This is a genomic window from Streptomyces sp. NPDC088350 (assembly GCF_044753545.1).
GTDB lineage: Bacteria > Actinomycetota > Actinomycetes > Streptomycetales > Streptomycetaceae > Streptomyces.
The window spans coordinates 73,859-94,105 of record NZ_JBIVNL010000001.1; the positions used below are offsets into that span (position 1 = coordinate 73,859).

Genomic DNA, 20,247 nt, shown 5'->3' on the forward strand with positions numbered 1-20,247 from the left:
CTCGCGGAACAGCCGCCCGGCACAAAGACCCTACATTTTAATAGAAGGGAGAACGAATGAATAAGAACAATGACATCACGAGCCTGCTTGAACTACTTTCCGACCGTGACCTTTCCATCCTTGAATCAATGCGCACTCACCGCGCACTGACCACCACCCTTATCCGCCGACTCCATTTCCCGATCACGGGAGAGCTCAAAGAACCAGGCAACGACAAAACCCACGCGACCGAGATGGCCGCTGCCGTGGCCACGATCCGCGTGCTGACGAGACTGGAGTCACGTCGCCTCATTGCCCGGCTGAGTCGGCGGATCGGGGGTGTACGGGCCGGGAGTTCCGGGATCACGTGGCAGCTCGGCAATGCCGGTGAGCGGCTGCTGCGGGCTCGACATGCCGACCCGGCGCGTCGCCGCTACAGCGAGCCGTCGCCGAGTTTCATAGCGCACACGCTGGCCGCTGCTGACCTCGCGATCCGGCTGTACGAGCTGGCCCGCCGGGGCGTGATCGAGTTGCTGACACTGGAAGCCGAGCCGGAGTGTTGGAGGACGTTCCTGTCGGCGCACGGCGCCCGCCAGTGGCTCAAGCCGGACTTGTTCGCAGTCACGGCCGGCGGGGACTTTGAGCACCACTGGTTCATCGAGGCCGACTGTGCCACCGAGCACGCGCCGGTCATTGTGCGCAAGGCACTGCAATACCAGCAGTACGCCAGCTCGGGAATCCACCAACAGGAACACGGGCTGTTCCCGGCCGTGGTCTGGGTCGTCCCTGATGCCAAGCGTCAGGACGCCATCCGGGCAGCGCTGGGAAACGAGCCACAGCTCCGTGAGCCGGTGGCCGCTGGAATGTTTCAGGTGGTGACCAGTGAGGAATTTCCCGCGCTTATAACAAGCGCTGGCCTGGCCAGCCCCTAAACGGGCTTGGCCAGCCAAAATGGCCGTCGGTAATTGGCCATAACGGAGTTAAAATGGGACTGGTAAATAGCCGGAAGTAAGGAGGGAAAGCGTGAAAGAAGAAAAAGAAACACCGGCGCAAGTTTCGGCCGGAGCGTTGGCTGTGACGTACCTGCGGGTGTCGACCAAGGAGCAGGCCCAGAAAGGCGGACAGGTCGAGGGGTTCTCAATTCCTGCCCAGCGGGAGGCGCTGCGCCGGAAAGCGGAAACGCTCGATGCGGTCATTGTCGCGGAGTTCGTTGACGCTGGGGAGTCGGCCAAGTCCGCCGACCGCCCCGACCTGAAGCGGATGCTCGCCTACCTGGAAACGCACCGCGTCAGCTACGTGCTCGTGCACAAGGTCGATCGGCTGGCACGCAACCGGGTGGACGACATCGCGATCACCATGGCCATCAAGAAGGCCGGGGCGACGCTGGTGTCCGCCACCGAGAACATCGACGAGACGCCATCGGGGATGCTGCTGCACGGGATCATGTCCTCGATTGCGGAGTTCTACTCGCGCAACCTGGCGACCGAAGTACACAAGGGGATGTCGCAGAAGGCCATCGCGGGCGGTACGCCCGGCAGGGTGCCGCTCGGCTACCGCAACATCGGGCGCACCACCGACGAAGGCCAGGAGGAACGCACCGTCGAGGTCGACCCCGAACGGGCCGACCTGATCGCTTGGGCATACGCCGCCTACGCAACCGGTGAGTGGACACTGCGCTCCATGGCCGACGAACTCGAAGTTCGCGGCCTGACCACCAGGAAGACGCCGAAGCTCGCCGCCCGGCCGGTCAAGCCGAACGTCCTGCACGCCATCCTGACCAACCCCTACTACAAGGGCGAGGTCATCTACCGGGGTGTGTCACACCCCGGACGGCACCAGCCGCTCACCGACCCTGCGACCTGGGAGAAAGTGCAGGATGTATTTGCCTCCCACCTGGTCGGCGAGAAGCAGCGCGAACACCCGCACTACCTCAAGTCGAGCGTATTCTGCGGTGCCTGCGGTAGCCGGTTGATCATCACCAACGCCAAGAACCGGCACGGCACGGTGTACCCGTACTTCGTGTGTTTGGGGCGGCACCAGAAGACCACCACCTGCACCCGCAAGGCGATGCTCACCTCCAAGGTGGAGAAGCTGGTCGAGGAGTACTGGGCCACCGTCCAGCTTGAGCCTGCACTGCGTGGTGCGCTGGAGCACGCCCTCCGGGTGGCGCTGGTCGACCACCACAAGCAGGACGAAGAGGAACGCCGCCTCCTGAAGAACGAACACGCCAGGCTCACCGCTCAGCGTCAGAAGCTCATCGAGGCGATCTACAGCGGCGCCATGCCGATGGACATGATCGCCAGTGAGCAGCAGCGCATTGGCAGTCGCCTGACCGCCGTCCAGGAGCGGCTGGACGCCGCCACGGCCGTTTCCGGGAAACTGGAGGCGAACCTGGCTGCGGCGCTCAACCTGGCTGGCGACTGCCATGCCGCCTACCGGCTGGCAGAGCCATCCGTGCGGCGGATGTTCAACCAGGCGTTCTTCACCCATCTGCTCATCGATGAAGAGGACGGTGTCCACGGCCAGCGTGCCGAGCCGTTCGATGTGTTGCTTGCACCCGAGGTGCTCGACGCTGGGAGAGTCGCCCAGGCCGACCAGGAGGCGGGACTGGCCGCCATGGCGGCCGTGCTGGGCAACGCACACACCCCAATCAACCAGAAGACCCCCAGGGCGCTACGCGCCTCTGGGGGTCTATCCGGGGAACCCTGGGCCCCTGTTGCCAGGAGTGAGGGTTCGAAAACAACTACTTTGGTGCCCCCGGCAGGATTCGAACCTGCGACACCCGCTTTAGGAGAGCGGTGCTCTATCCCCTGAGCTACGAAGGCGTGCCACGGCCGTCAGTGTAGCGCGTGGCACTTCGGCGGTTGGAGCGTCGGTCAGGTCGGCCGCTGGGAGGCTCAGGGGCTTGCGGGCCGTGATCCGGGTGCGGGAGTTGTCGACCCGGACGTGGCCGATGCAGAGGAGCAGGGCGCCGTTGGCACCGTAGGCGGGGACCCTCTTGTGTGTCATCCGGCCGCGGGCCGTGGCGGTGGCCCCGCCGCCGAGCTCCGGCGCGTTCCGGAAGGGCGTCGTGCCGGGCATCCTGGGCCCGGCCCACTGCACCGCACGACTCGCGGTAGGGGCCGGTGTGACGTAAGACACGGGAACTCGTCGGCGTTCAGAGGCAGTTCAACACGTGACCCACCGCCTGCGGTCAAGAGGGTGTCCGCATCGGTCGTCGCAACCCGATGCCGGACACCCTCCCTGTGTCCGGGAACACCGCAACCGGAACTGCTCGCCTAGTCGTTCAGGTGGGCGAGGAGAAGGTTGGGATCCTCGGCGGTGACGTAGGCGGCGCTCAGCACGTATACGGTGTCGCCGCGCAGGGCGATGGACGTGGGGTTCTGCAGGCCGTCGGCCGACGTCAGCACGGTGGAGTGGCTGCCGTCGGGCTGGACGAGCGCGACCTCGCCGGGGCCGTTGAGGGCGGCCAGCAACTGGTCGCCGCGGCCGGTGAACGCGAAGTCGTCGATCCCCGGCAGGCCGGTGGCCTCGGTCCGGACCGAACCGGCGCGCCCGTCCTGGCGGACGGGGATGCGCAGGACGGTGCCCTTGTCGAGGTTGGTGGCCCAGACGGCGCCGTTGTGGATCTTCAGGCCGTTGGCGCCGAGGAAGCCGGTGGCGGCCAGTTCGGGGGCGCTGGACCAGGTGGTGGGGGTACCGCCGGCGGTGGGCACGCTCCAGATGGCGCCGCGCACGGAGTCGGTGACGTAGAGAGTGTTGGTCCGCGAATCCAGCGCCAGGCCGTTGGGCAGGCCGTCCGCGGGCAGCGCGGCGATCCGCCGGGGTTCGCCGCCGGGGCGCAGGCGCCACACCCCGGTCAGGTCTGCGGTGCCGGTGGCGTACAGGAAGTACAGGGTTCCGTCGTGGGCTCGGACGATGCCGACGGTCAGCGGGAAGCCCAGGACGGGGGTGTGGACGCCCCCGTCGGCGGGCTTGGGCAGGGTGGCCAGGATCCGGACGGTGCCCTTGGGCGAGACCTCGGCGATCTGGCGGCCCGCGGCGAAGGTGACGTACGCGGAGCCGCCCGGTGCCAGGGCGATGTTCTCCGGTGTCCGGCCCTTGGCCAGGTCGAAGTGCGTGGCGATCCGCGCACTGCTCAGCGGGGCGGAGACGGCCGACGCCGGCGCCGGAGTGAGCACCGCGGCAGCGGTCGCGACAAGGACGGCCGCTGACACGGCGGACGTGGAGAGCTTCTTGAACATGGTTCCTTCACTGGTTTTCGGGCATGCGGCAGCAACGCGCCGACGCATGGGTTGGGGGGTGGGGGGGAGGTGTGGGTTCTGCCCGGGGGCATACGGCCCCGGGAGCGCCCGCGGCGGCCGGTGGCACGGTGCTGGTTCAGGCAGTGCTCGCCCAGGACCCCGTCCGAGTCGGGTCGGTCGGGTCGGTCGGGATGGTCGGGTCGGTCGGGATGGTCGGGACGGTGCTCTGGGCGAGCAGGGCCAGCGCGGCCCGTGAGGCCGAGCCCGGCTCCGTGGTGGCGACCACCGTGGTGGGGCCCGGCCCGTGGCTCAGGGTCTGCTGAACGACGGTCAGCGGGCCGACCAGCGGGTGCCGCATCTCGTAGGTGGCGACGGTGCACGCCTTGACCCGGTGGTCGGCCCACAGCGAGGCGAACTCACCGCTCTTCGCGCTCAGTTCACCCAGCAGCGCGTGCAACGCCGTGTCCTGCGGATGCCGGGCCGCCACCAGGCGCAGATTCCCCACCACCGCCCTGGCCTTGCCCGGCCAGTCCGCGTACAGGTCGCGGGTGTGGGAGTCGAGGAACACCAGTGCGGCCATGTTGGGACGCCGCGCCGGCCGGTCGGGGGCGCCGGGGTCCAGGTGCCCGGCGAACAGCGCGTGCCCCAGGCCGTTCCACGCCAGCACGTCACCGCGCCGGCCGAGCACGATCGCGGGAACGCCCGCCAGCACGTCCAGCAGCTGGGCCGTCGCCTCCGTCACCCGCTCCGGCGCGGGCCGCCGACCACGGGTGCGCGGCCTGTCCACCCGGACCAGGTCGCGCAGATACCGCCGCTCGGACTCGTCCAGCCGCAGCGCCCCGGCGATCGCGTCCAGCACCTCGGGCGACGCGCTCAGTGACTGCCCCTGCTCAAGCCGGGTGTAGTAGGAGGCGCTCACACCCGCCAGCAGCGCCAGCTCCTCGCGCCGCAGACCCGGCACACGCCGACGCTCCCCGTAGGTGGGCATCCCGACGTCCTCGGGACGCAACTGGGAGCGCCGCGCCTGCAGGAAGTCCCCGAGCTGCGATTTTCCGGTCATGGATCCGAGTATGGGCCGACGCGAAACGCCCAGCCTGCCCCAGCTGTGGATAGGCACCGGCCGGTCCGGCTCCCCGGCGCCCGGGTCAGGACAAGGGCACCCGTGTGAACCGCCCCGCCACCCTCAGGTCCGCCTCGACGGCGCGCGCGGCCGTCGTCAGCTCGGGGAGGATGTCGTGGACGTACTCCTCGACCGTGCGGCGGGACACATGGGTCGCCGTGTTCAGGGCGGCGACGACCCGGCCCGTGCGGTCGCGGACCGGTACGGCGACCGAGCGGAGGCCCACCTCCAGCTCCTCGTCGACCAGGGCGTAGCCCTGCGAGCGGACCGTCGCCAGGGCCGTGGCCAGCGCCGCCGGGTCCGTCAGCGTGTGCGGGGTCAGCGGACGCAGGTCCCGGTCCGTCTGCGGCGCGTCCGCCAGGAGTACGCGGCCCAGTGCCGTCGCGTACGCCGGGAAGCGGGTGCCGACGGCGATGTTCACGCTCATCACGCGGCTCGTGGCGACCCGGGCCGTGTACTGGATGTCGTCGCCGACCAGGATCGCCAGGGACGCCGACTCGTGGATGCGGGTCGCGAGGGCGGTGAGGTGGGGGAGCGCCAGGTCGGGGAGGGTCGTACGGGAGAGGGGCGGGAAGCCGAGGGACAGGACCCGGGGGGTGAGGGTGAAGCGGCGGTCGCCGGACGGGGCGACCAGGCCCAGGTGCTCGTACGTGATCAGCGCCCGGCGGGCCGTCGCCCGTGCAAGTCCCGTCGCCCGGGCGACCTCCGTCAGGGTCAGTTCGGCGCGGCCTTCGCCGAAGGCGGTGAGGACCGTCAGTCCGCGGGCCAGGGACTCGACGAACTCCCGCCCCAGTTCCTGCTTCGAGGCCCCCGTCCAGGTCGCGAGTCCGGAGGGCGCGGCGACGGACTCCCCCTGGGGCGTCTCCCGCAGATCGTCCTCCATCGCCGCGACCGCCGCGCGCAGCCGCGGCAACAGCGTGTTCCGCAGGTCCTCCGCCGTGTGCCGGCTCGTGTGGCTCACGACGCTCGCCACGCACGCGATCGTGCCGGTACGAGGGTCACGCACCGGCACGGACACCGCCACCAGCCCCGGTTCGATGAGCTGGTCGTCGAGGGCCCAGCCGTCCTCGCGCGCCTGTACGGCCGACCTCTCGAAGTCGGGTCCGGGCGGCGACGAACGTACCGGGACGGCCGGGAACCCCCTGTCCTCCGGGTCCGCCGCCCGCCGCTCCCGCCACCGCCGCCAGTCCGCGTCCGTCCACTCCGTCGCGAACAGCGGCCCCGGCGCGGTGCGTTCGGCCGGCAGCAGGTCGCCGATGCGGAAGCTCAGGGACATCGCACGGCGGCGGGTCGCCTGGTGGATGAAGCGGATACCGTCCCGGTCGGCCACGGCCAACGACACCGACTCGTCCAACTCGTCTGCCAGCGCGTCCGCACGGGCGTCCAGCACGGCCGGCAGGCGCAGGGCGGCGAGATAGGCGTTGCCGAGTTCCATCAGCCGAGGGGCGAGAACCGCGTCCCGCCCGTCGAGACGGACGTATCCCATCCGCGCGAGCGTCGCGGTGATCCGGTCGACGGTGGAACGGGCCAGCCCCGTGCCCCGTTCGAGCCCGCTGAGACTCGACACGCCGCCCGCGTCGGTCAGGTGCCGCAGCACGGCGACCCCCCGGATCAACGGGGCGATCGCCTCGGCGGGCACGGCGACGGCGGGGTCGTCCAGCGTGGTGTCAGCGGACATCGATTCTCCGGTACGGCGATCTCGGCAGCCCTACCGTAAGCCCGCGCCGCACGCCCGCAGCGCCGACCGCTCTACGGCGGGCCCTCGCCCCTCGCCCCCTACCGCGTCCGTGTCACCGTCACCCGATAGTCCCCGGCCGCGTCCACCCCGGTGACCGCGACCCCCACCCCCCGCACCGGATCCCGGAACGTCTCCCCGACCCCGAACGGCGCGTCCGACAGCTCGGCGTGGACATTGGGACTCCGCGTGCACCCCCCGCTGTCCCGATGCGCGTCGTACACCTTCACCGGCCCCATGCCCGTGTCCACGTCCGCCTCCACTTTGTAGATGAGGACCCCCGGCCGGCACACCGCCTCGTCGTTGCCCTCGTGGGTGCGGACCTCCAGGGCGTAGCTGGTCCGTCGGGAGAGCGGGACGACGATCAGCCTCGTGCCGTCGGTGGACGGCCGCTCCAGTGGGGTCAGCGTGTACTCCGAAGTGCCCCTGTTCGGCGCGCAGTCGACCTGGGACGGGTCGAGCCAGCCAAGTTTCCACTTGTGCCAGCCGAGGAGGTCGTTGTCGGCGCCCCAGTCCTCGCTCATGATGTCCCAGTGGCCGACCGCGCCCCCGCCCTCCTGGGTGTAGAGGTCGGGGAGGCCGAAGACGTGGCCGTTCTCGTGGGGGAGGACGCGGTAGCCGGTCCGGGAGTAGGTGCCGGAGCCGTCGTCCTGGCGGGAGTAGACGAACGAGGCGTTGGAGACCGGGACGCCGTCCGCGACCGGGGCTTCGGTGTTGCCCGCGAACGTCACCGACAGGACCGTGTCCAGGGCGGAGGGGCCCGCGTTCGGGGTGACCAGGACGTTCAGGAGGTCGTACTGGCGGAAGTCCACGGTCGGGTCGGCCGCGGCGACGATGTCCTGGACCAGCCGCCGGTACCCGGGGTCGAAGGGCGCGCCGCGCTCTATGCCGTAGGACTTGAAGGGCCTGGGCATGCGGAGCCAGTGGTCGACCGGGGTCTCGGGGCGGTAGTCGAGGCGGCCGTAGGAGCTGGCGGCGAACCACTCCTGGGTCTGGGGGAAGAACTCGTGGTAGCGGTCCATGGCGGTGCCCTGGCCGGGGGCGTCGGAGAAGTCGACCATCAGGGTCAGGGCGTGGACCGTGCCGGTGGAGCGGGAGTAGCCGCCGGGGGTGGGGATGCCCTCGGACATCTCGGTGTCGAGGGGGCCGCTGATCATGCAGGGGCCGAGCGCGGAGGTGCGGGCGAGCGCGACCGGGCCCGCCGCCGTCATGGCGCCCGGGGTGAGGTGTCCGGTGCCGGCCGAGGTGCTGACCGCGAGGGTCAGGGCGGTCACGGACGCGAGGGCGGCCACGCGGCGCGGGCGTATCCGACGGCTGGGCTGCATGCAGGGACCCTTCGCGCCACGGCAGCCGCCGGTCTCCGGCTGCACCCTTTCGATCACCCTGTGTCGTGCGGTGCGAGGGCGCGCGCTGGAGGAGACCGACCGTGTGGTTCTGGTCGGGGAGGGCGCGGAAGGGTCCCAACGAGATGTGACCCAGGTCACATGAAATGTCCCACTGAGCGGGAAATAACCGGGGACCGTTTCCCCGTTTAGCCATGTGTCCGAGCGAAACGGGGAGTCCTTCCCCGGATCGCCCCCGTAACTCAAGGAGTTGACCGTGACGACCGCGACCCCCGTACAGCGAAAGGTGACCCGGCCGCGCGCCGACGCTTTGCGCAACCGGGAGCGGATCGTCACCGCCGCCCGCGAGATGTTCGTCGAGTTCGGCCAGGATGTGCCGCTCGACGAGATCGCCCGCCGGGCCGGCGTCGGCAACGCCACGCTCTACCGCAACTTCCCCGACCGCGACGCCCTCGTCCGCGAGGTCGTCTGCTCGGTCATGGACCGTCTGTCGGAGACCGCCGAGCAGGCGCTCGCCGAGACCGGCGACGCCTTCGCCGGTCTGGAGCGCTTCGTGCACGTGGCCGCCGACGAGCGGATCAGCGCGCTGTGCCCGATGATCTCCAGCACGTTCGACCAGTTCCACCCGGATCTGGAAGCCGCGCGGCAGCGGGTCGAGCAGCTCATCGACGAGATGATGGAGCGGGCCAGGCGGTCCGGGCAGCTCCGCCCGGACGTGGGTGTCGGTGACGTGATGGTCGCCGTGGCCCAGCTCAGCCGGCCCCCGGCCGGCACCGGCTGCCTCAGCGCCGACCGCTTCGTACACCGACACCTGCAGCTGTTCCTGGACGGACTGCGGGCCCCGGCCCGTTCGGTCCTGCCCGGCACGGCCGCGACCATGGAGGATCTCCGGCAGCCCTGACCGATCAGTTCGGCGCCGATCAGTTCAGAGCGTCACGACCGTCTCAACGACAAGCTTCCGGCTCTCGTCGCCGTAGCAGCCCGCTACGGGCGTCGAGCCGTCCCCGATCACGTCCTTCTTCCGTATTTTTCCGTCACGAAGTCCCGAAGTGGGTACCACCATGTCTGAAACAGCCCGAAGCGCCCCAGGCGCTCTCGACAAGGGCGACAAGGCCTCCGCGGCCGTCGAGCACGAAGCCCATGCCAACCGCTGGAAAGCGCTCGCGTTCATCGCGCTCGCCCAGCTGATGGTCGTGCTCGACGCGACCATCGTGAACATCGCCCTCCCGTCCGCCCAGACCGACCTGGGCATCTCCGACGGCAACCGGCAGTGGGTCGTCACGGCCTACGCCCTCGCCTTCGGCGGTCTGCTGCTCTTCGGCGGCCGGATAGCCGACCTGTGGGGCCGCAAGCGCGCCTTCGTCGTCGGTCTGACCGGCTTCGCCGCCGCGTCCGCGCTCGGCGGTATGGCCACCACCGGCGCCATGATGTTCGGCGCCCGTGCCCTCCAGGGCGCCTTCGGCGCACTGCTCGCGCCCGCCGCGCTCTCCCTGCTCGCCGTGATGTTCACGGACGCCAAGGAGCGCGCCAAGGCGTTCGGCATCTACGGCGCGATCGCCGGTGGCGGCGGCGCCGTCGGCTTCATCCTCGGCGGTGTGCTGACCGAGTACCTGGACTGGCGCTGGACGTTCTTCGTGAACATCCCGTTCGCGATCGTGGCCGCGCTCGGCGCGTACTTCGTCATCCGTGAGCCGGAGGGCGGCCGCAACCGCAACCCGCTCGACATCCCGGGTGTCCTCCTGTCCACCCTCGGCCTGGTCTCCCTCGTCTACGGCTTCACCCGCGCCGAGACCGACGGCTGGGGCGACTCCTCGACCATCGCGCTGTTCATCGCGTCGGCCGTCCTGCTGGTCTCGTTCGTGATCGTCGAGGCGAAGGTCAAGGCCCCGCTGCTGCCGCTGCGCGTGGTCACCGACCGCAACCGCGGCGGTATCTACCTCTCGCTCGGCATCGCCATCATCGCGATGTTCGGCACGTTCCTCTTCCTCACCTACTACCTCCAGGTCGTCAAGGGCTTCTCGCCGATCAAGACCGGCTTCGCCTTCATGCCGATGATCGTCGGCATGATGGTCGGCTCGACCCAGATCGGCACCCGCCTGATGACCCGGCTGCCGGCCCGTCTGCTGATGGGTCCCGGCTTCCTGGTCGCCGCGGTGGGCATGCTCCTGATGACGCAGCTGGAGATCGGCTCGTCGTACGCCTCGATCATCCTGCCCGCGATGCTGCTGCTCGGTCTCGGCATGGGTACGGCGTTCATGCCGGCCATGTCCCTGGCCACCCTGGGCGTCGAGCCCCGGGACGCGGGTGTCGCCTCCGCGATGGTCAACACCTCGCAGCAGGTGGGCGGCGCGATCGGTACGGCCCTGCTGAACACGATCGCCGCGTCCGCGACGACCGCGTACATCAAGGACCACATCGCCGGCGCCGGTACGTCCAAGACCCAGCAGCAGCTGATCCAGCTGCAGGGCCAGGTGCACGGTTACACCAACGCCATCTGGTTCGCCGTCGGCATGCTGGTGACGGCCGCCGTGCTCGTCGGGGTCCTCGTCAACGCGGGCGCGCAGGGTTCCGACCCGGTCGCCTCCGGTGACGGTGTCGAGGACGAGTTCAAGGTCCCGGTCGTCGCCCACTGACGACGCCCGGCCCGGTCGTACCCCCTTCGCACCATCCGTACGTACGGGGAAGGGGACGCCCCGTACGTACGATCCCCAGGAACTGCCCTGGCTCCCCGCTGAGTTGAGCGGCTCAGCGGAGCCAGGGCAGGTCCGCGCCCGCTTCGTTGGGCTGAAGTCCCTCGGCGACGATCTCCATGATCTCGCCGAGGGACTTCTGCTGTTCCGGGGTCAGCCGCTCGAACACCGCCTGCCGTACGGCGGTCACATGGCCCGGCGCGGTGCGGCTGAGCACCCCGTGGCCCTCGTCGGTCAGCACCGCGAACTGGCCGCGCTTGTCGGAGGGGCAGTCCTCGCGGCGCACCCATCCGCTCTTCTCCAGCCGCGCGACCGCGTGCGAGAGACGGGAGCGGGTGATCTTCGCGTACATGGCCAGCTCGGTCATCCGCAGCCGCCGGCCCGGCGCCTCGGCGAGCTTGACGAGCAGGCCGTAGTAGACGTGCGGCATGCCCGCGTCCCGCTGGAGCTGGCGGTCCAGGTGGTCCTCCAGGAGGGTGCTCGCCTGCACGTAGAAGCGCCAGACGCGCTGTTCCTCGGTGGTGAGCCAGCGGGTTTCGTCAGCGGGGGCCGCTTCGTCAGCGGGTGCGGGTGCCGTGTTCATGTATTCCACTGTACGAGAGCTCTCCTTGAAGGTTAAACAAATGGGGCGTAAGCTGTCGCTCAGGAAGTTTGAGAGTTCAAGCATCGAGTCCGAGCGCGGATTCCGAACCTGGGGAGTGACCGTCATGTCCACCGCCGCACCGGAGCGCATGCCCGCCCTCTATCTCAGCCACGGCGCGCCGCCCCTCGCGGACGACCCCGTCTGGCCCGGCGAACTCGCCGCCTGGTCCGCCGACCTCCCCCGCCCCAAGGCGATCCTCATGGTCTCCGCCCACTGGGAGGAGGCCCCCCTCGCCCTCGGCGCCACCGACCCGGTCCCCCTCGTCTACGACTTCTGGGGCTTCCCCGAGCACTACTACCAGGTCCGCTACGACGCCCCGGGCGCCCCCGAACTCGCCGAGTCCGTACGGAAGTTGCTGCGCGCCCCGGGCATCCCCGTGCAGGACGTCCCCGACCGCGGCCTCGACCACGGGGCGTACGTCCCGCTCGTCGAGATGTTCCCGGCCGCCGACATCCCCGTCCTCCAGGTGTCGATGCCGACCCTCGACCCGGTGAAGCTGATGGAGATCGGCCGCAAGCTGGCACCCCTGCGCGACGAGGGCGTCCTGATCGTCGGCTCCGGCTTCTTCACCCACAACCTGGCCGCGCTGCGCCACACCGGCGGGGGAGTGCCCACCTGGTCCTCCGAGTTCGACGACTGGGGCCGGCGCGCGCTGGAGGCCCGGGACTGGGACGGCCTGCTGGACTTCCTCCACAAGGCACCGGCCGGGCGCTACGCCCACCCGCGCACCGAGCACTTCGCCCCGCTGTTCGTCACCATGGGCGCGGCCGAGGCCGGCGGCGAGCTGGACACGCAGCACTCCGTGATCGACGGGTTCTGGATGGGGATGGCGAAGCGGTCGGTGCAGTTCGGCTGACGTTCCCGTCCGTTGCCGTCCGTCGCCGCCCGTTCCCGTCCGCTCGCGGAGCTACAACTCCTTCTCGTACCAGGCGACATCCCAGTAGCGGCCGAACTTGCGGCCCACCTCCCGGTGGGTGCCGATGTACCGGAAGCCGAAGCGTTCATGCAGCCGCGTGGACGCTTCGTTGGGCTGTGCGATGCCCGCGTACGCCCGGTGCACGTCCTCGGTCTCCAGGGACTCGAACAGCGCCTTGTAGAGCAGCGTGCCGATACCGCGGCCCCTGGCGGTGCCCCCTCTGGGGGAGTCCGGGGCGAGATAGACGGTGACCTCGACCGAGGTCGAGTAGGCGGGCTTCGTCCGGTAAGGGCTGGATGTGGCGTAGCCGAGGATTCGCTGTGAGTTCCCTGGGAAGGTCCCGTCCGCGGCAACCTTCAGCCGGTATGGACCGTCTTCAGGGTGGGAGAGCAGCCAAGGGCGGCGCTCCTCCGGCGAGAAGGCGGTGGTGTCGAAGGTGATCGGCGTCTCGCGTACGTAGTGGTTGTAGATGTCGGTGAGGGCGTCGAGGTCGCTCTCGACTCCTGGCCTGACCTGCACCTCTGTGTGTTCCGACGGCATCGTTACCCCCTTGTGGCCGGACAGGGTACTGCAAGATCAGAAAAATAGGGGAGCGGGTTGGGAATTCTGTCCGGATTCCAGTCGTTGTTTCCATCAGATGGAGGGCACACGAGAAGAGTGCCAGGCCATCCGACGAACACCTGCTGACCCACCATCGCAAGGGAGCACGCATGGCAACCCGTGCCGTCGCCCGTCGTAAGTCCGCCTCCGGCGAGACCTCCGGCGTGGCGCGCAGTGTTCGCGCCCATGGCGGCGAGATCGCCGACCGCGACCTGGTCGGCATGTATCTCGACGAAATCGCGCGCACACCGCTGCTCGACGCCGCCAAGGAAGTCGAGCTCTCACAGACCATCGAAGCGGGCGTGTTCGCGCGCCAGGTCCTCGACGGCGAGGAGAAGTCCCAGGCGGACGCCACCCGCGCCGAGTTGGAGGCCCTGGTCGCCGAAGGGGAGCGTGCCAAGGACGTCTTCATCCGGTCCAACCTCCGCCTGGTCGTGGCCGTGGCCCGCCGCTACCCCCGTAGCGGCCTGCCCCTGCTCGACCTGATCCAGGAGGGGAACGCGGGCCTGGTCCGCGCGGTGGAGAAGTTCGACTACCGCAAGGGCTTCAAGTTCTCGACGTACGCGACCTGGTGGATCCGCCAGGCCATCACCCGCTCGATCGCCGACCAGTCCCGGACCATCCGGCTCCCCGTCCACCTGGTGGAGGAGCTGGGCCGGATCCGCCGCGTGCAGCGCGAGTTCAACCGGAAGAACGGCCGGGAGCCGGAGCACGCGGAGATCGCCGCCGAGCTGGACACGACCCCGGAGCGCGTGACGAACGTCCTGGACTGGGCCCGTGACCCGGTCTCGCTGAACATGTCGGTGGACGACGACGGCGACACGCAGTTCGGTGACCTCCTGGAGGACACCTCGGCGGTCTCGCCCGAGCAGTCCGTGATGACCCTGCTGCGCAGCGAGGAACTGGACGACCTGATCGGCCGCCTCGACCAGCGCACGGCGTCCATCATCAAGATGCGCTACGGCATGGAGGACGGCCGGGAGCGCACGCTCACCGAGGTCGGCAAGGAGCACGGCCTGACCCGCGAGCGCATCCGCCAGATCGAGAAGCACGCACTGCTGGAACTGAAGAAGCTGGCCAGCCAGACCGGTTTCGACGCGGCGGCGTAAGCGGCCCCACGGCTCCGGATTCCGGCCTCACCGCTGGACGCGGGGGCGCGCACGAGATCGGTGCGCGCCGGTCCGCGTACGCCGGGTGGCGGGAGACGGCGTGAACATGGCCGTGTACCGCCGCTTCAACCTCCTGTGCCCTGGGAACAAGACTCCAGGGCCCAGGAGTTCAGGTCCGGGGCGCTGCCCCGAGACCTCCTGAGCCAAGTCCCGACGCAATCCCCCCCCCGGCGCCGGGACTCTCCCAGCCGGGCTTCGGCGTCTGTCCCCCCAGGCGTCGGAGCCCGGTGTCTTTCTTCCGCACGGGACGGGTGAGGTGCGGACATGCCGGGACGGCGGGGCACCCCGTACCTGAACTCCGGGGTGGCCCGCCGAATGGCAGATTGTGCCACAGAGGCATAGCCTGCCGATGTGAGCAGCCCCACCCCCGCACCGGACTCCCGTACCGCCTCGCCCTCCGCACCGCTCTCGCTGACCGAGCGGCGCAAGGCCGAGACCCGGATGGTGATCGCCCGGGCGGCGGCCGGACTCTTCGTGCGACACGGGCTGCGGGCCACCCGCGCCGAGGACATCGCCCAGTCCGCCGGTATCGCCCCCCGCACCTTCTACCGCTACTTCGCCACCAAGGAAGAGGCCGTCGCCCCGCTCTACGCGGCCGGCGCCGAGCGCTGGGCGGAGGCGGTCCGCGCGGCCCCGCCCGCACTGTCGGTACCGGAGGCCCTGGAACACGGGGTACGCCACACCCTGACCCCCGGGGTGGGCGTCTCCATGAACTCCTGGACCTGGCTGCGCCCCCTGATCGGCCTGGCGGAGTCCAGCCCCGCCCTGCGCCGGGTGTGGGCGGAGGTCTGCCAGACCTCGGAACGCACCCTGGGCGAGGTGCTGGCGGAACGGATCACCAAGGGCGACACCACCCTCGCCGGCCGGCCTCTGCCCGTGACCTCCCCGCAGCTGCGCTTCGCCGCCGCCGTCGCGAGTGCGGCCGTACGGACGGCTGTCGAGGGGTGGGCTTCGGGGGAGGCGGAGGGGGAGAAGGAGGGAGGTTCGGCGGCGGGACCGGCGGAACTGGCGCTGCGGAACCTGCGGGCGTTGCGGAGTTTCCCCTGGGCGGAGTTGGGGGCGGCGCGGGGCGCGCTGTGAGGTACGACGGGCGCGCTGTGAGGTGAGCGGGGTGCGGTAGTGAGGTGCGCGGGGGTGCGCTCCTGAGGGCGGTGGGGTTCAGCTCCCGCCGCCCGCCCGACTGAGCCGTTCCCCCAACTCCCGTACACACCGCGCCAGTTCCTCCGGCCCCTCCACCGTGAAATCGCACTCCAGCATCGCCAGCCGTACCGCGAGCCAGCGCACCGCGTCGCCGGTCGTGCCCCGCAGGCGGCAGCTGTGTGCGTCGAGGGGCTCCGGTGTGCCGAGCCAGGCCGGGACGCGGGTCGCCATGACGTCGGCGGGGGCGGCGAAGGTCACGGAGAAGTCGTACGTCTCCTGCCGCCGGTACATCGACTGCCGCAGATACTCGGCCGCACTCCCCGTCGGCAGCTCCCGCGGAGCGAATCGCGCCCCCGTCGCGAACGGCTCGCTCACCCGGTCCACCCGGAACGTCCGCCAGTCCTCGCGGTCGAGGTCGTAGGCGACGAGGTACCAGCGGCGGCCGGTGGAGACGAGTCGGTACGGTTCCGTCACGCGGCGGGACTCGGTGCCGTCCCCGGCACGGTACGCGAACCGCAGCCGCTCCCGGCCGGCCACCGTCGACGCCATCACGGTCAGCGTCTCGGGGGCGATGCTCGCGCCGTCGCCACTGGTCAGCGGGGTCGTGGCGGCCTGAAGGGTGGCGACCCGGTGCCGCAGCCGTGCGGGCAGTACCTGTTCCAGCTTCGCCAGTGCCCGTACGGACGCCTCGTCCACGCCCTCCAGCGCGTGCCCGGCGCCCGCGCGCAGGCCGACCGCGATCGCCACCGCCTCCTCGTCGTCCAGCACCAGCGGCGGCATCGCCTTGCCGGCGACCAGCCGGTAGCCGCCGTCGGCGCCCAGCGTCGCCTGCACGGGATAGCCGAGTTCCCGGAGCCGGTCGATGTCCCGCCGGACCGTGCGCCGGGAGACCCCGAGCCGGTCCGCCAGCTCACCGCCGGGCCACTCGCGGGGCGTCTGGAGGAGGGAGAGGAGCTGGAGGAGCCGGGCGGGGGTGTCCGTGGTCATGGGCTCTCCGTAGTCATGAAGTTCTCCGTCGGCATCGTGGATTCGAGGATGCCGCAGAAGTAGGACACGATCTGACCTAATGGGGTCGTAGCTTCACGCCATGACCTCCACCGAAACCCTTGTGGACAGCCCGGCACCCGCGGTTCCCGTGGCCGCCGTGGCCGACCGGCGGCGCTGGTTCGCCCTCGCGATCGTGATGACCGCGGCCTTCATGGACCTTGTCGACGTCACGATCGTCAATGTCGCGATCCCGTCCATCCAGCGGGACGCGGGCGCCTCCTTCAGCCAGATCCAGTGGATAACGGCCGGTTACGCGCTGGCCTTCGCCGCCGGGCTGATCACCGGCGGGCGGCTCGGTGACATCTACGGCCGCAAGCGGCTGTTCCTCGTCGGGATCGGCGGCTTCACGCTCGCGTCGGCGCTGTGCGGCTTCGCCGCGAACCCGGAGATGCTGGTCGCCTCGCGCCTCCTCCAGGGCGGGATGGCCGCGATGATGGTGCCGCAGGTGCTGTCGATCGTGCACGCCACCTTCCCGGCGCACGAGCGGGGCAAGGTGTTCGGGCTGTTCGGCGCGATCGTCGGCCTGGGCGCGGTCTCCGGCCCGCTGCTCGGCGCCCTGTTGACGGAGTGGAACCTCTTCGGCCTCGAATGGCGCCCGATCTTCCTCATCAACCTGCCCGTCGGCATCGCCGGCCTGATCCTCGGCAGCCGTTTCATCACCGAGTCCAAGGCGCCGCGCGCGCTGAAGCTGGACCTCGTCGGCGTCGCCCTGGTCACCCTCGGGCTGCTGATGCTGCTCTATCCCCTCACCCGGGGCGACGAACTGGGCTGGCCCGCCTGGGGGTTCGTGTCGATGTCCGGTTCGCTCGGCGTCTTCGTCGGCCTGGTGGCGTACGAGAAGCGGAAGGCCGCGCGGGACGGCTCCCCGCTCGTCGAACTCTCCCTGTTCAAGGTGAAGAGCTTCGCGGCCGGAATCGCCGTGCAGACCGTGTTCGGCGTCGCACTCGGCATCTTCTTCCTCGTCTGGACGCTGTACATGCAGATCGGCCTGGGCTGGAGCCCGCTGCGGGCCGGACTGACCGGAGTCCCGTTCTCGGTCGCCGTCTCGGTGGCCGCAGGGATGTCCGTCCAGAAACTGGTCCCGCGTGTCGGCGGACGCAACGTCCTCCAGGCCGGTGCGCTGGTGATGGCCGCGGGCGTGCTGCTCTACCTCTGGGAGTCCGACCGGTACCAACTGGCCATCGCCTCCTGGCAGATGGCGCTCCCGCTCGTCGTGATGGGCGCCGGCATGGGCCTGATCTTCGCCCCGCTGACCGACACGATCCTCTCCGAAGTGCCGCGCGAGCACGCGGGTTCCGCGTCCGGACTCATCAACACCGTGCAGCAGATGGGCAACGCGCTGGGGCTCGGGCTGGTGTCCGTGGTCTTCTTCGGCGCCATCGGCGACCGGCTGACCCCGGCGGAGGTCGGCCCGGCGTTCGTGAACGCGTTCCAGCACGCGTTGGTCTGGGTGGCGGCGGTGATGGGGGTGATCTTCCTGTTGATGTTCGCGTTGCCGGGGAGGAGTGCCAAGGGAGCGGTGCCCGAAGGGAGTTGACACGCTTCGGCATCGCAGGAGAGCGCCCCGCCCCGAGGTCGTACCGGGGGCGGGGCGCTCGATGTGTCCGGTCGGATGTTGGCGTACGCCGGTGCGCGGGGGGAGGCGTACGCCGGGCAGATCCGACGGCGCGGGCGGCGCCGCACGTCACACCGCGTAGCGGAAGGGTCGCTTACCGGGTGAACGCTCTCGCTTCGGGGTGGCACGCGCGCCCAACTCGCCTGTCCCGCAAGGAAACTGACATGGTGAGGGACGGGTGAGGGGGAGGGCGGGCGGAGCGGGACCGGGCAATGATCCCGTTGTCCGTCAGTCGGGATTTTTCCCTGTGCCGCGGTGAACGCCGAATTTCCCGACAGGAAACTGTTCTCCGCGCGGATTCACGGTATTCGTTTTCGGCGCGGACCGTCTCTCGGAAGGGATCGGAAAGGAATTTCCGAGGTGTCGGCCGGTTTATCCGGAGGGTGTCCGGCCGGTCCTTCGGATCGCCGGTCCGGTGGGGGTGCGTTGGCGGAATCTGTTTGGTCTTGATCGATGGCTGTCCTGTGAGAGTGCTGTCACGCCCCTTCGGGGAGGGGAGCGGTCCCGCCTTCATGTCTGCAAAAGGGGTAAAGCGTGCAGTCGGGCGGAGCGTCCCGACGGCGTGTGCGGGAAGGTGCGCTGTCGGTGACAGCCCGGAGCCGGGCGGTTAGGGCTGGCCATCGGGCAGTGGAGCGACTTTGTCGCCTGATGGGGAGTGACCCAAAGGCCGGTCGTGGTGTTTACTGGGCAACGGTCTGATCCCTGACGGGTCCGGGCCTTTCCGGGAGGTCCTGGGGGTGGTGCCCCGGGGCCTCTCGTCTTTGCCACCGGTTTGTGCGGGCGTCATATGTCGCTCACCGAAGAAGTGTCCCGACGTACCTCTGGGAGAGTGCGGACCGCGAGGACAACCGGTTTGGTAAATGCGAAATGGGTGGTTACTTTTCCGTCCGGATTGCGCGTGATCTTCCGCGGCGAAGCCCCGCTCCGAGGGGTTTCGGGGCATGATCACTATTCTTCGCGGTACCTTCGGAATCGCGACTGGCTCTTCTCTCGCAACGAGCGGTACCGTTCTGTCTCGCTCACCTGTTTACCCCCGGCCTCACCACCCGGGCGCTGCCGCACCTCCCGGAGAGGGAGGCCGGACCCGTCACCCGTGACCCCGCCGACCGGCGGGGCCGCAGAGCTTCGACAGAACAGAGAAAGGGATTCGGACCCCCATGCGTACCGTGACACATCGTCACCGTCGCGCGCTTCACGGCGCGTACGCCGGGACACGCGCCGCCGCGGCCTGTGGAGCCGGGGAGTGAGGGCGCTCGCGACCGACGACACCACCCGGCCGGCCGACCTTCTCGGAGGGCAGGAGAACAAGCCCGGGGGAAGCTTCCTGCGGTGCCTGGACACCGAGGACTGGCGTGCCCTGCTGGAGGCCGGCCTGTGCGGCCGTGGCTTCGCGCGGGACGAGTACCTGCCGATCGGACCGGACGACCGGAACGTCTACATCATCTGGGACGGCGTCGTACGCCAGGACCGCTTCCCGCTCGGCGAGGGGGAGCACGTCCCCACCGTCACCCGGTTCCGGGGCAGCGGTCAGCTGGTCGGCGAGGCCAAGCTCATCACCGGCGACTCCGCCGTCCGCACCAAGTGCCTGACCGGGACCGTGGTCGTCCCCTGCCGCGCCCGCTACTTCAACGCCCTGCTGAGCAAGTGGCCCGACATCCGGCTCGCCCTTCTGCGCAGCCTCGAAGACCGCAACCGCAGCGACGAACTCGTCTACACCATGGCCACCCGGCCGCCCCTGGAACGCGTCAGCAGGCTCCTGGCCCACCTCGCCGACACCGCGGGTTTCCCCGGCCCCCGGACCGGTTCCACCACCATCGTCGGCCCGGGCCAGAAGGACCTCGCCGCCGCTCTCCAACTCGCCGTCTCCACCACGGAGAACGCGATCCGGACCCTGCGTTACCACGGGATCGTCGAAGCCGGGTACCGCCGGTTCGTCGTCCACGACGTGGACGCGCTGCGTCACCTCGCCGCCGGGAACTGACGCCGTCCGGGCGTGCCGGCCGCTC

Annotated in this window: 15 protein-coding genes, 1 tRNA gene and 1 pseudogene; 9 read left to right on the forward strand and 8 right to left on the reverse strand. The window is 69.9% G+C overall.

The window, feature by feature from the left end:
• The first annotated feature begins 56 nt into the window (after positions 1–56).
• Together ACIQBL_RS00365 and ACIQBL_RS00370 are read left to right on the forward strand one after the other, a co-directional pair.
• Positions 57–911 (forward strand): replication-relaxation family protein, encoded by an 855-nt coding sequence (locus ACIQBL_RS00365; RefSeq protein ID WP_401935223.1) that lies wholly within the window; start codon positions 57–59, stop codon positions 909–911.
• A gap of 157 nt (positions 912–1,068) precedes the next feature.
• Positions 1,069–2,028 (forward strand): annotated as a pseudogene (locus ACIQBL_RS00370) (recombinase family protein); the annotation flags it as partial.
• Between the two features lie 700 nt (positions 2,029–2,728).
• Here ACIQBL_RS00370 and ACIQBL_RS00375 read toward each other — a convergent pair.
• The 5 genes from ACIQBL_RS00375 to ACIQBL_RS00395 form a co-directional block, all read right to left on the reverse strand.
• A tRNA-Arg gene (locus ACIQBL_RS00375) sits at positions 2,729–2,804 on the reverse strand.
• 453 nt (positions 2,805–3,257) lie between these two features.
• Positions 3,258–4,223 (reverse strand): SMP-30/gluconolactonase/LRE family protein, encoded by a 966-nt coding sequence (locus tag ACIQBL_RS00380; protein WP_401935225.1) that lies wholly within the window; start codon positions 4,221–4,223, stop codon positions 3,258–3,260.
• A gap of 136 nt (positions 4,224–4,359) precedes the next feature.
• Positions 4,360–5,283, reverse strand: coding sequence for a helix-turn-helix domain-containing protein (locus ACIQBL_RS00385; RefSeq protein ID WP_401935227.1), 924 nt, complete (start codon positions 5,281–5,283; stop codon positions 4,360–4,362).
• 85 nt (positions 5,284–5,368) lie between these two features.
• A complete protein-coding gene (locus ACIQBL_RS00390) occupies positions 5,369–7,021 on the reverse strand; it encodes an IclR family transcriptional regulator C-terminal domain-containing protein (protein ID WP_401935229.1) in 1,653 nt (550 codons plus the stop codon).
• Between the two features lie 98 nt (positions 7,022–7,119).
• Positions 7,120–8,403 carry a M6 family metalloprotease domain-containing protein gene (locus tag ACIQBL_RS00395; protein ID WP_401935231.1) on the reverse strand — a complete coding sequence of 428 codons (1,284 nt, stop codon included), beginning with the start codon at positions 8,401–8,403 and terminating at the stop codon, positions 7,120–7,122.
• 274 nt (positions 8,404–8,677) lie between these two features.
• Between ACIQBL_RS00395 and ACIQBL_RS00400 the strand changes: the two genes are divergently transcribed.
• Entirely contained in the window at positions 8,678–9,322 is a 645-nt protein-coding gene (locus tag ACIQBL_RS00400) for a TetR/AcrR family transcriptional regulator (protein ID WP_401935233.1), read from the forward strand.
• Positions 9,323–9,482: 160 nt separating this feature from the next.
• Positions 9,483–11,054 carry an MFS transporter gene (locus ACIQBL_RS00405; protein WP_401935235.1) on the forward strand — a complete coding sequence of 524 codons (1,572 nt, stop codon included), beginning with the start codon at positions 9,483–9,485 and terminating at the stop codon, positions 11,052–11,054.
• 112 nt (positions 11,055–11,166) lie between these two features.
• On the opposite strand, the gene ACIQBL_RS00410 is transcribed toward ACIQBL_RS00405, so the two are convergent.
• The gene (locus ACIQBL_RS00410; RefSeq protein ID WP_401935237.1) at positions 11,167–11,694 is read right to left on the reverse strand and encodes a MarR family winged helix-turn-helix transcriptional regulator; all 528 of its coding nucleotides are present in this window, start codon (positions 11,692–11,694) and stop codon (positions 11,167–11,169) included.
• A gap of 124 nt (positions 11,695–11,818) precedes the next feature.
• Here ACIQBL_RS00410 and ACIQBL_RS00415 point away from each other — a divergent pair, with 124 nt between their 5' ends.
• Positions 11,819–12,610, forward strand: coding sequence for a dioxygenase (locus ACIQBL_RS00415; RefSeq protein ID WP_401935239.1), 792 nt, complete (start codon positions 11,819–11,821; stop codon positions 12,608–12,610).
• 51 nt (positions 12,611–12,661) lie between these two features.
• Here the strand turns inward: ACIQBL_RS00415 and ACIQBL_RS00420 are convergent, their stop codons facing one another.
• The gene (locus tag ACIQBL_RS00420; protein ID WP_401935241.1) at positions 12,662–13,210 is read right to left on the reverse strand and encodes a GNAT family N-acetyltransferase; all 549 of its coding nucleotides are present in this window, start codon (positions 13,208–13,210) and stop codon (positions 12,662–12,664) included.
• A 170-nt stretch (positions 13,211–13,380) separates the two neighbouring features.
• Here ACIQBL_RS00420 and ACIQBL_RS00425 point away from each other — a divergent pair, with 170 nt between their 5' ends.
• Together ACIQBL_RS00425 and ACIQBL_RS00430 are read left to right on the forward strand one after the other, a co-directional pair.
• Positions 13,381–14,379 (forward strand): RNA polymerase sigma factor RpoD/SigA, encoded by a 999-nt coding sequence (locus ACIQBL_RS00425; protein ID WP_401935243.1) that lies wholly within the window; start codon positions 13,381–13,383, stop codon positions 14,377–14,379.
• A gap of 501 nt (positions 14,380–14,880) precedes the next feature.
• Positions 14,881–15,519 (forward strand): TetR/AcrR family transcriptional regulator, encoded by a 639-nt coding sequence (locus ACIQBL_RS00430; protein ID WP_401936948.1) that lies wholly within the window; start codon positions 14,881–14,883, stop codon positions 15,517–15,519.
• A 78-nt stretch (positions 15,520–15,597) separates the two neighbouring features.
• On the opposite strand, the gene ACIQBL_RS00435 is transcribed toward ACIQBL_RS00430, so the two are convergent.
• On the reverse strand, positions 15,598–16,566 hold the full coding sequence (locus ACIQBL_RS00435) for a helix-turn-helix transcriptional regulator (RefSeq protein WP_401935244.1): 969 nt from the start codon (positions 16,564–16,566) through the stop codon (positions 15,598–15,600).
• A gap of 100 nt (positions 16,567–16,666) precedes the next feature.
• Between ACIQBL_RS00435 and ACIQBL_RS00440 the strand changes: the two genes are divergently transcribed.
• Together ACIQBL_RS00440 and ACIQBL_RS00445 are read left to right on the forward strand one after the other, a co-directional pair.
• Positions 16,667–18,163, forward strand: coding sequence for an MFS transporter (locus tag ACIQBL_RS00440; protein WP_401935246.1), 1,497 nt, complete (start codon positions 16,667–16,669; stop codon positions 18,161–18,163).
• A 1,321-nt stretch (positions 18,164–19,484) separates the two neighbouring features.
• On the forward strand, positions 19,485–20,222 hold the full coding sequence (locus tag ACIQBL_RS00445) for a Crp/Fnr family transcriptional regulator (protein ID WP_401935247.1): 738 nt from the start codon (positions 19,485–19,487) through the stop codon (positions 20,220–20,222).
• Positions 20,223–20,247 lie beyond the last annotated feature (25 nt).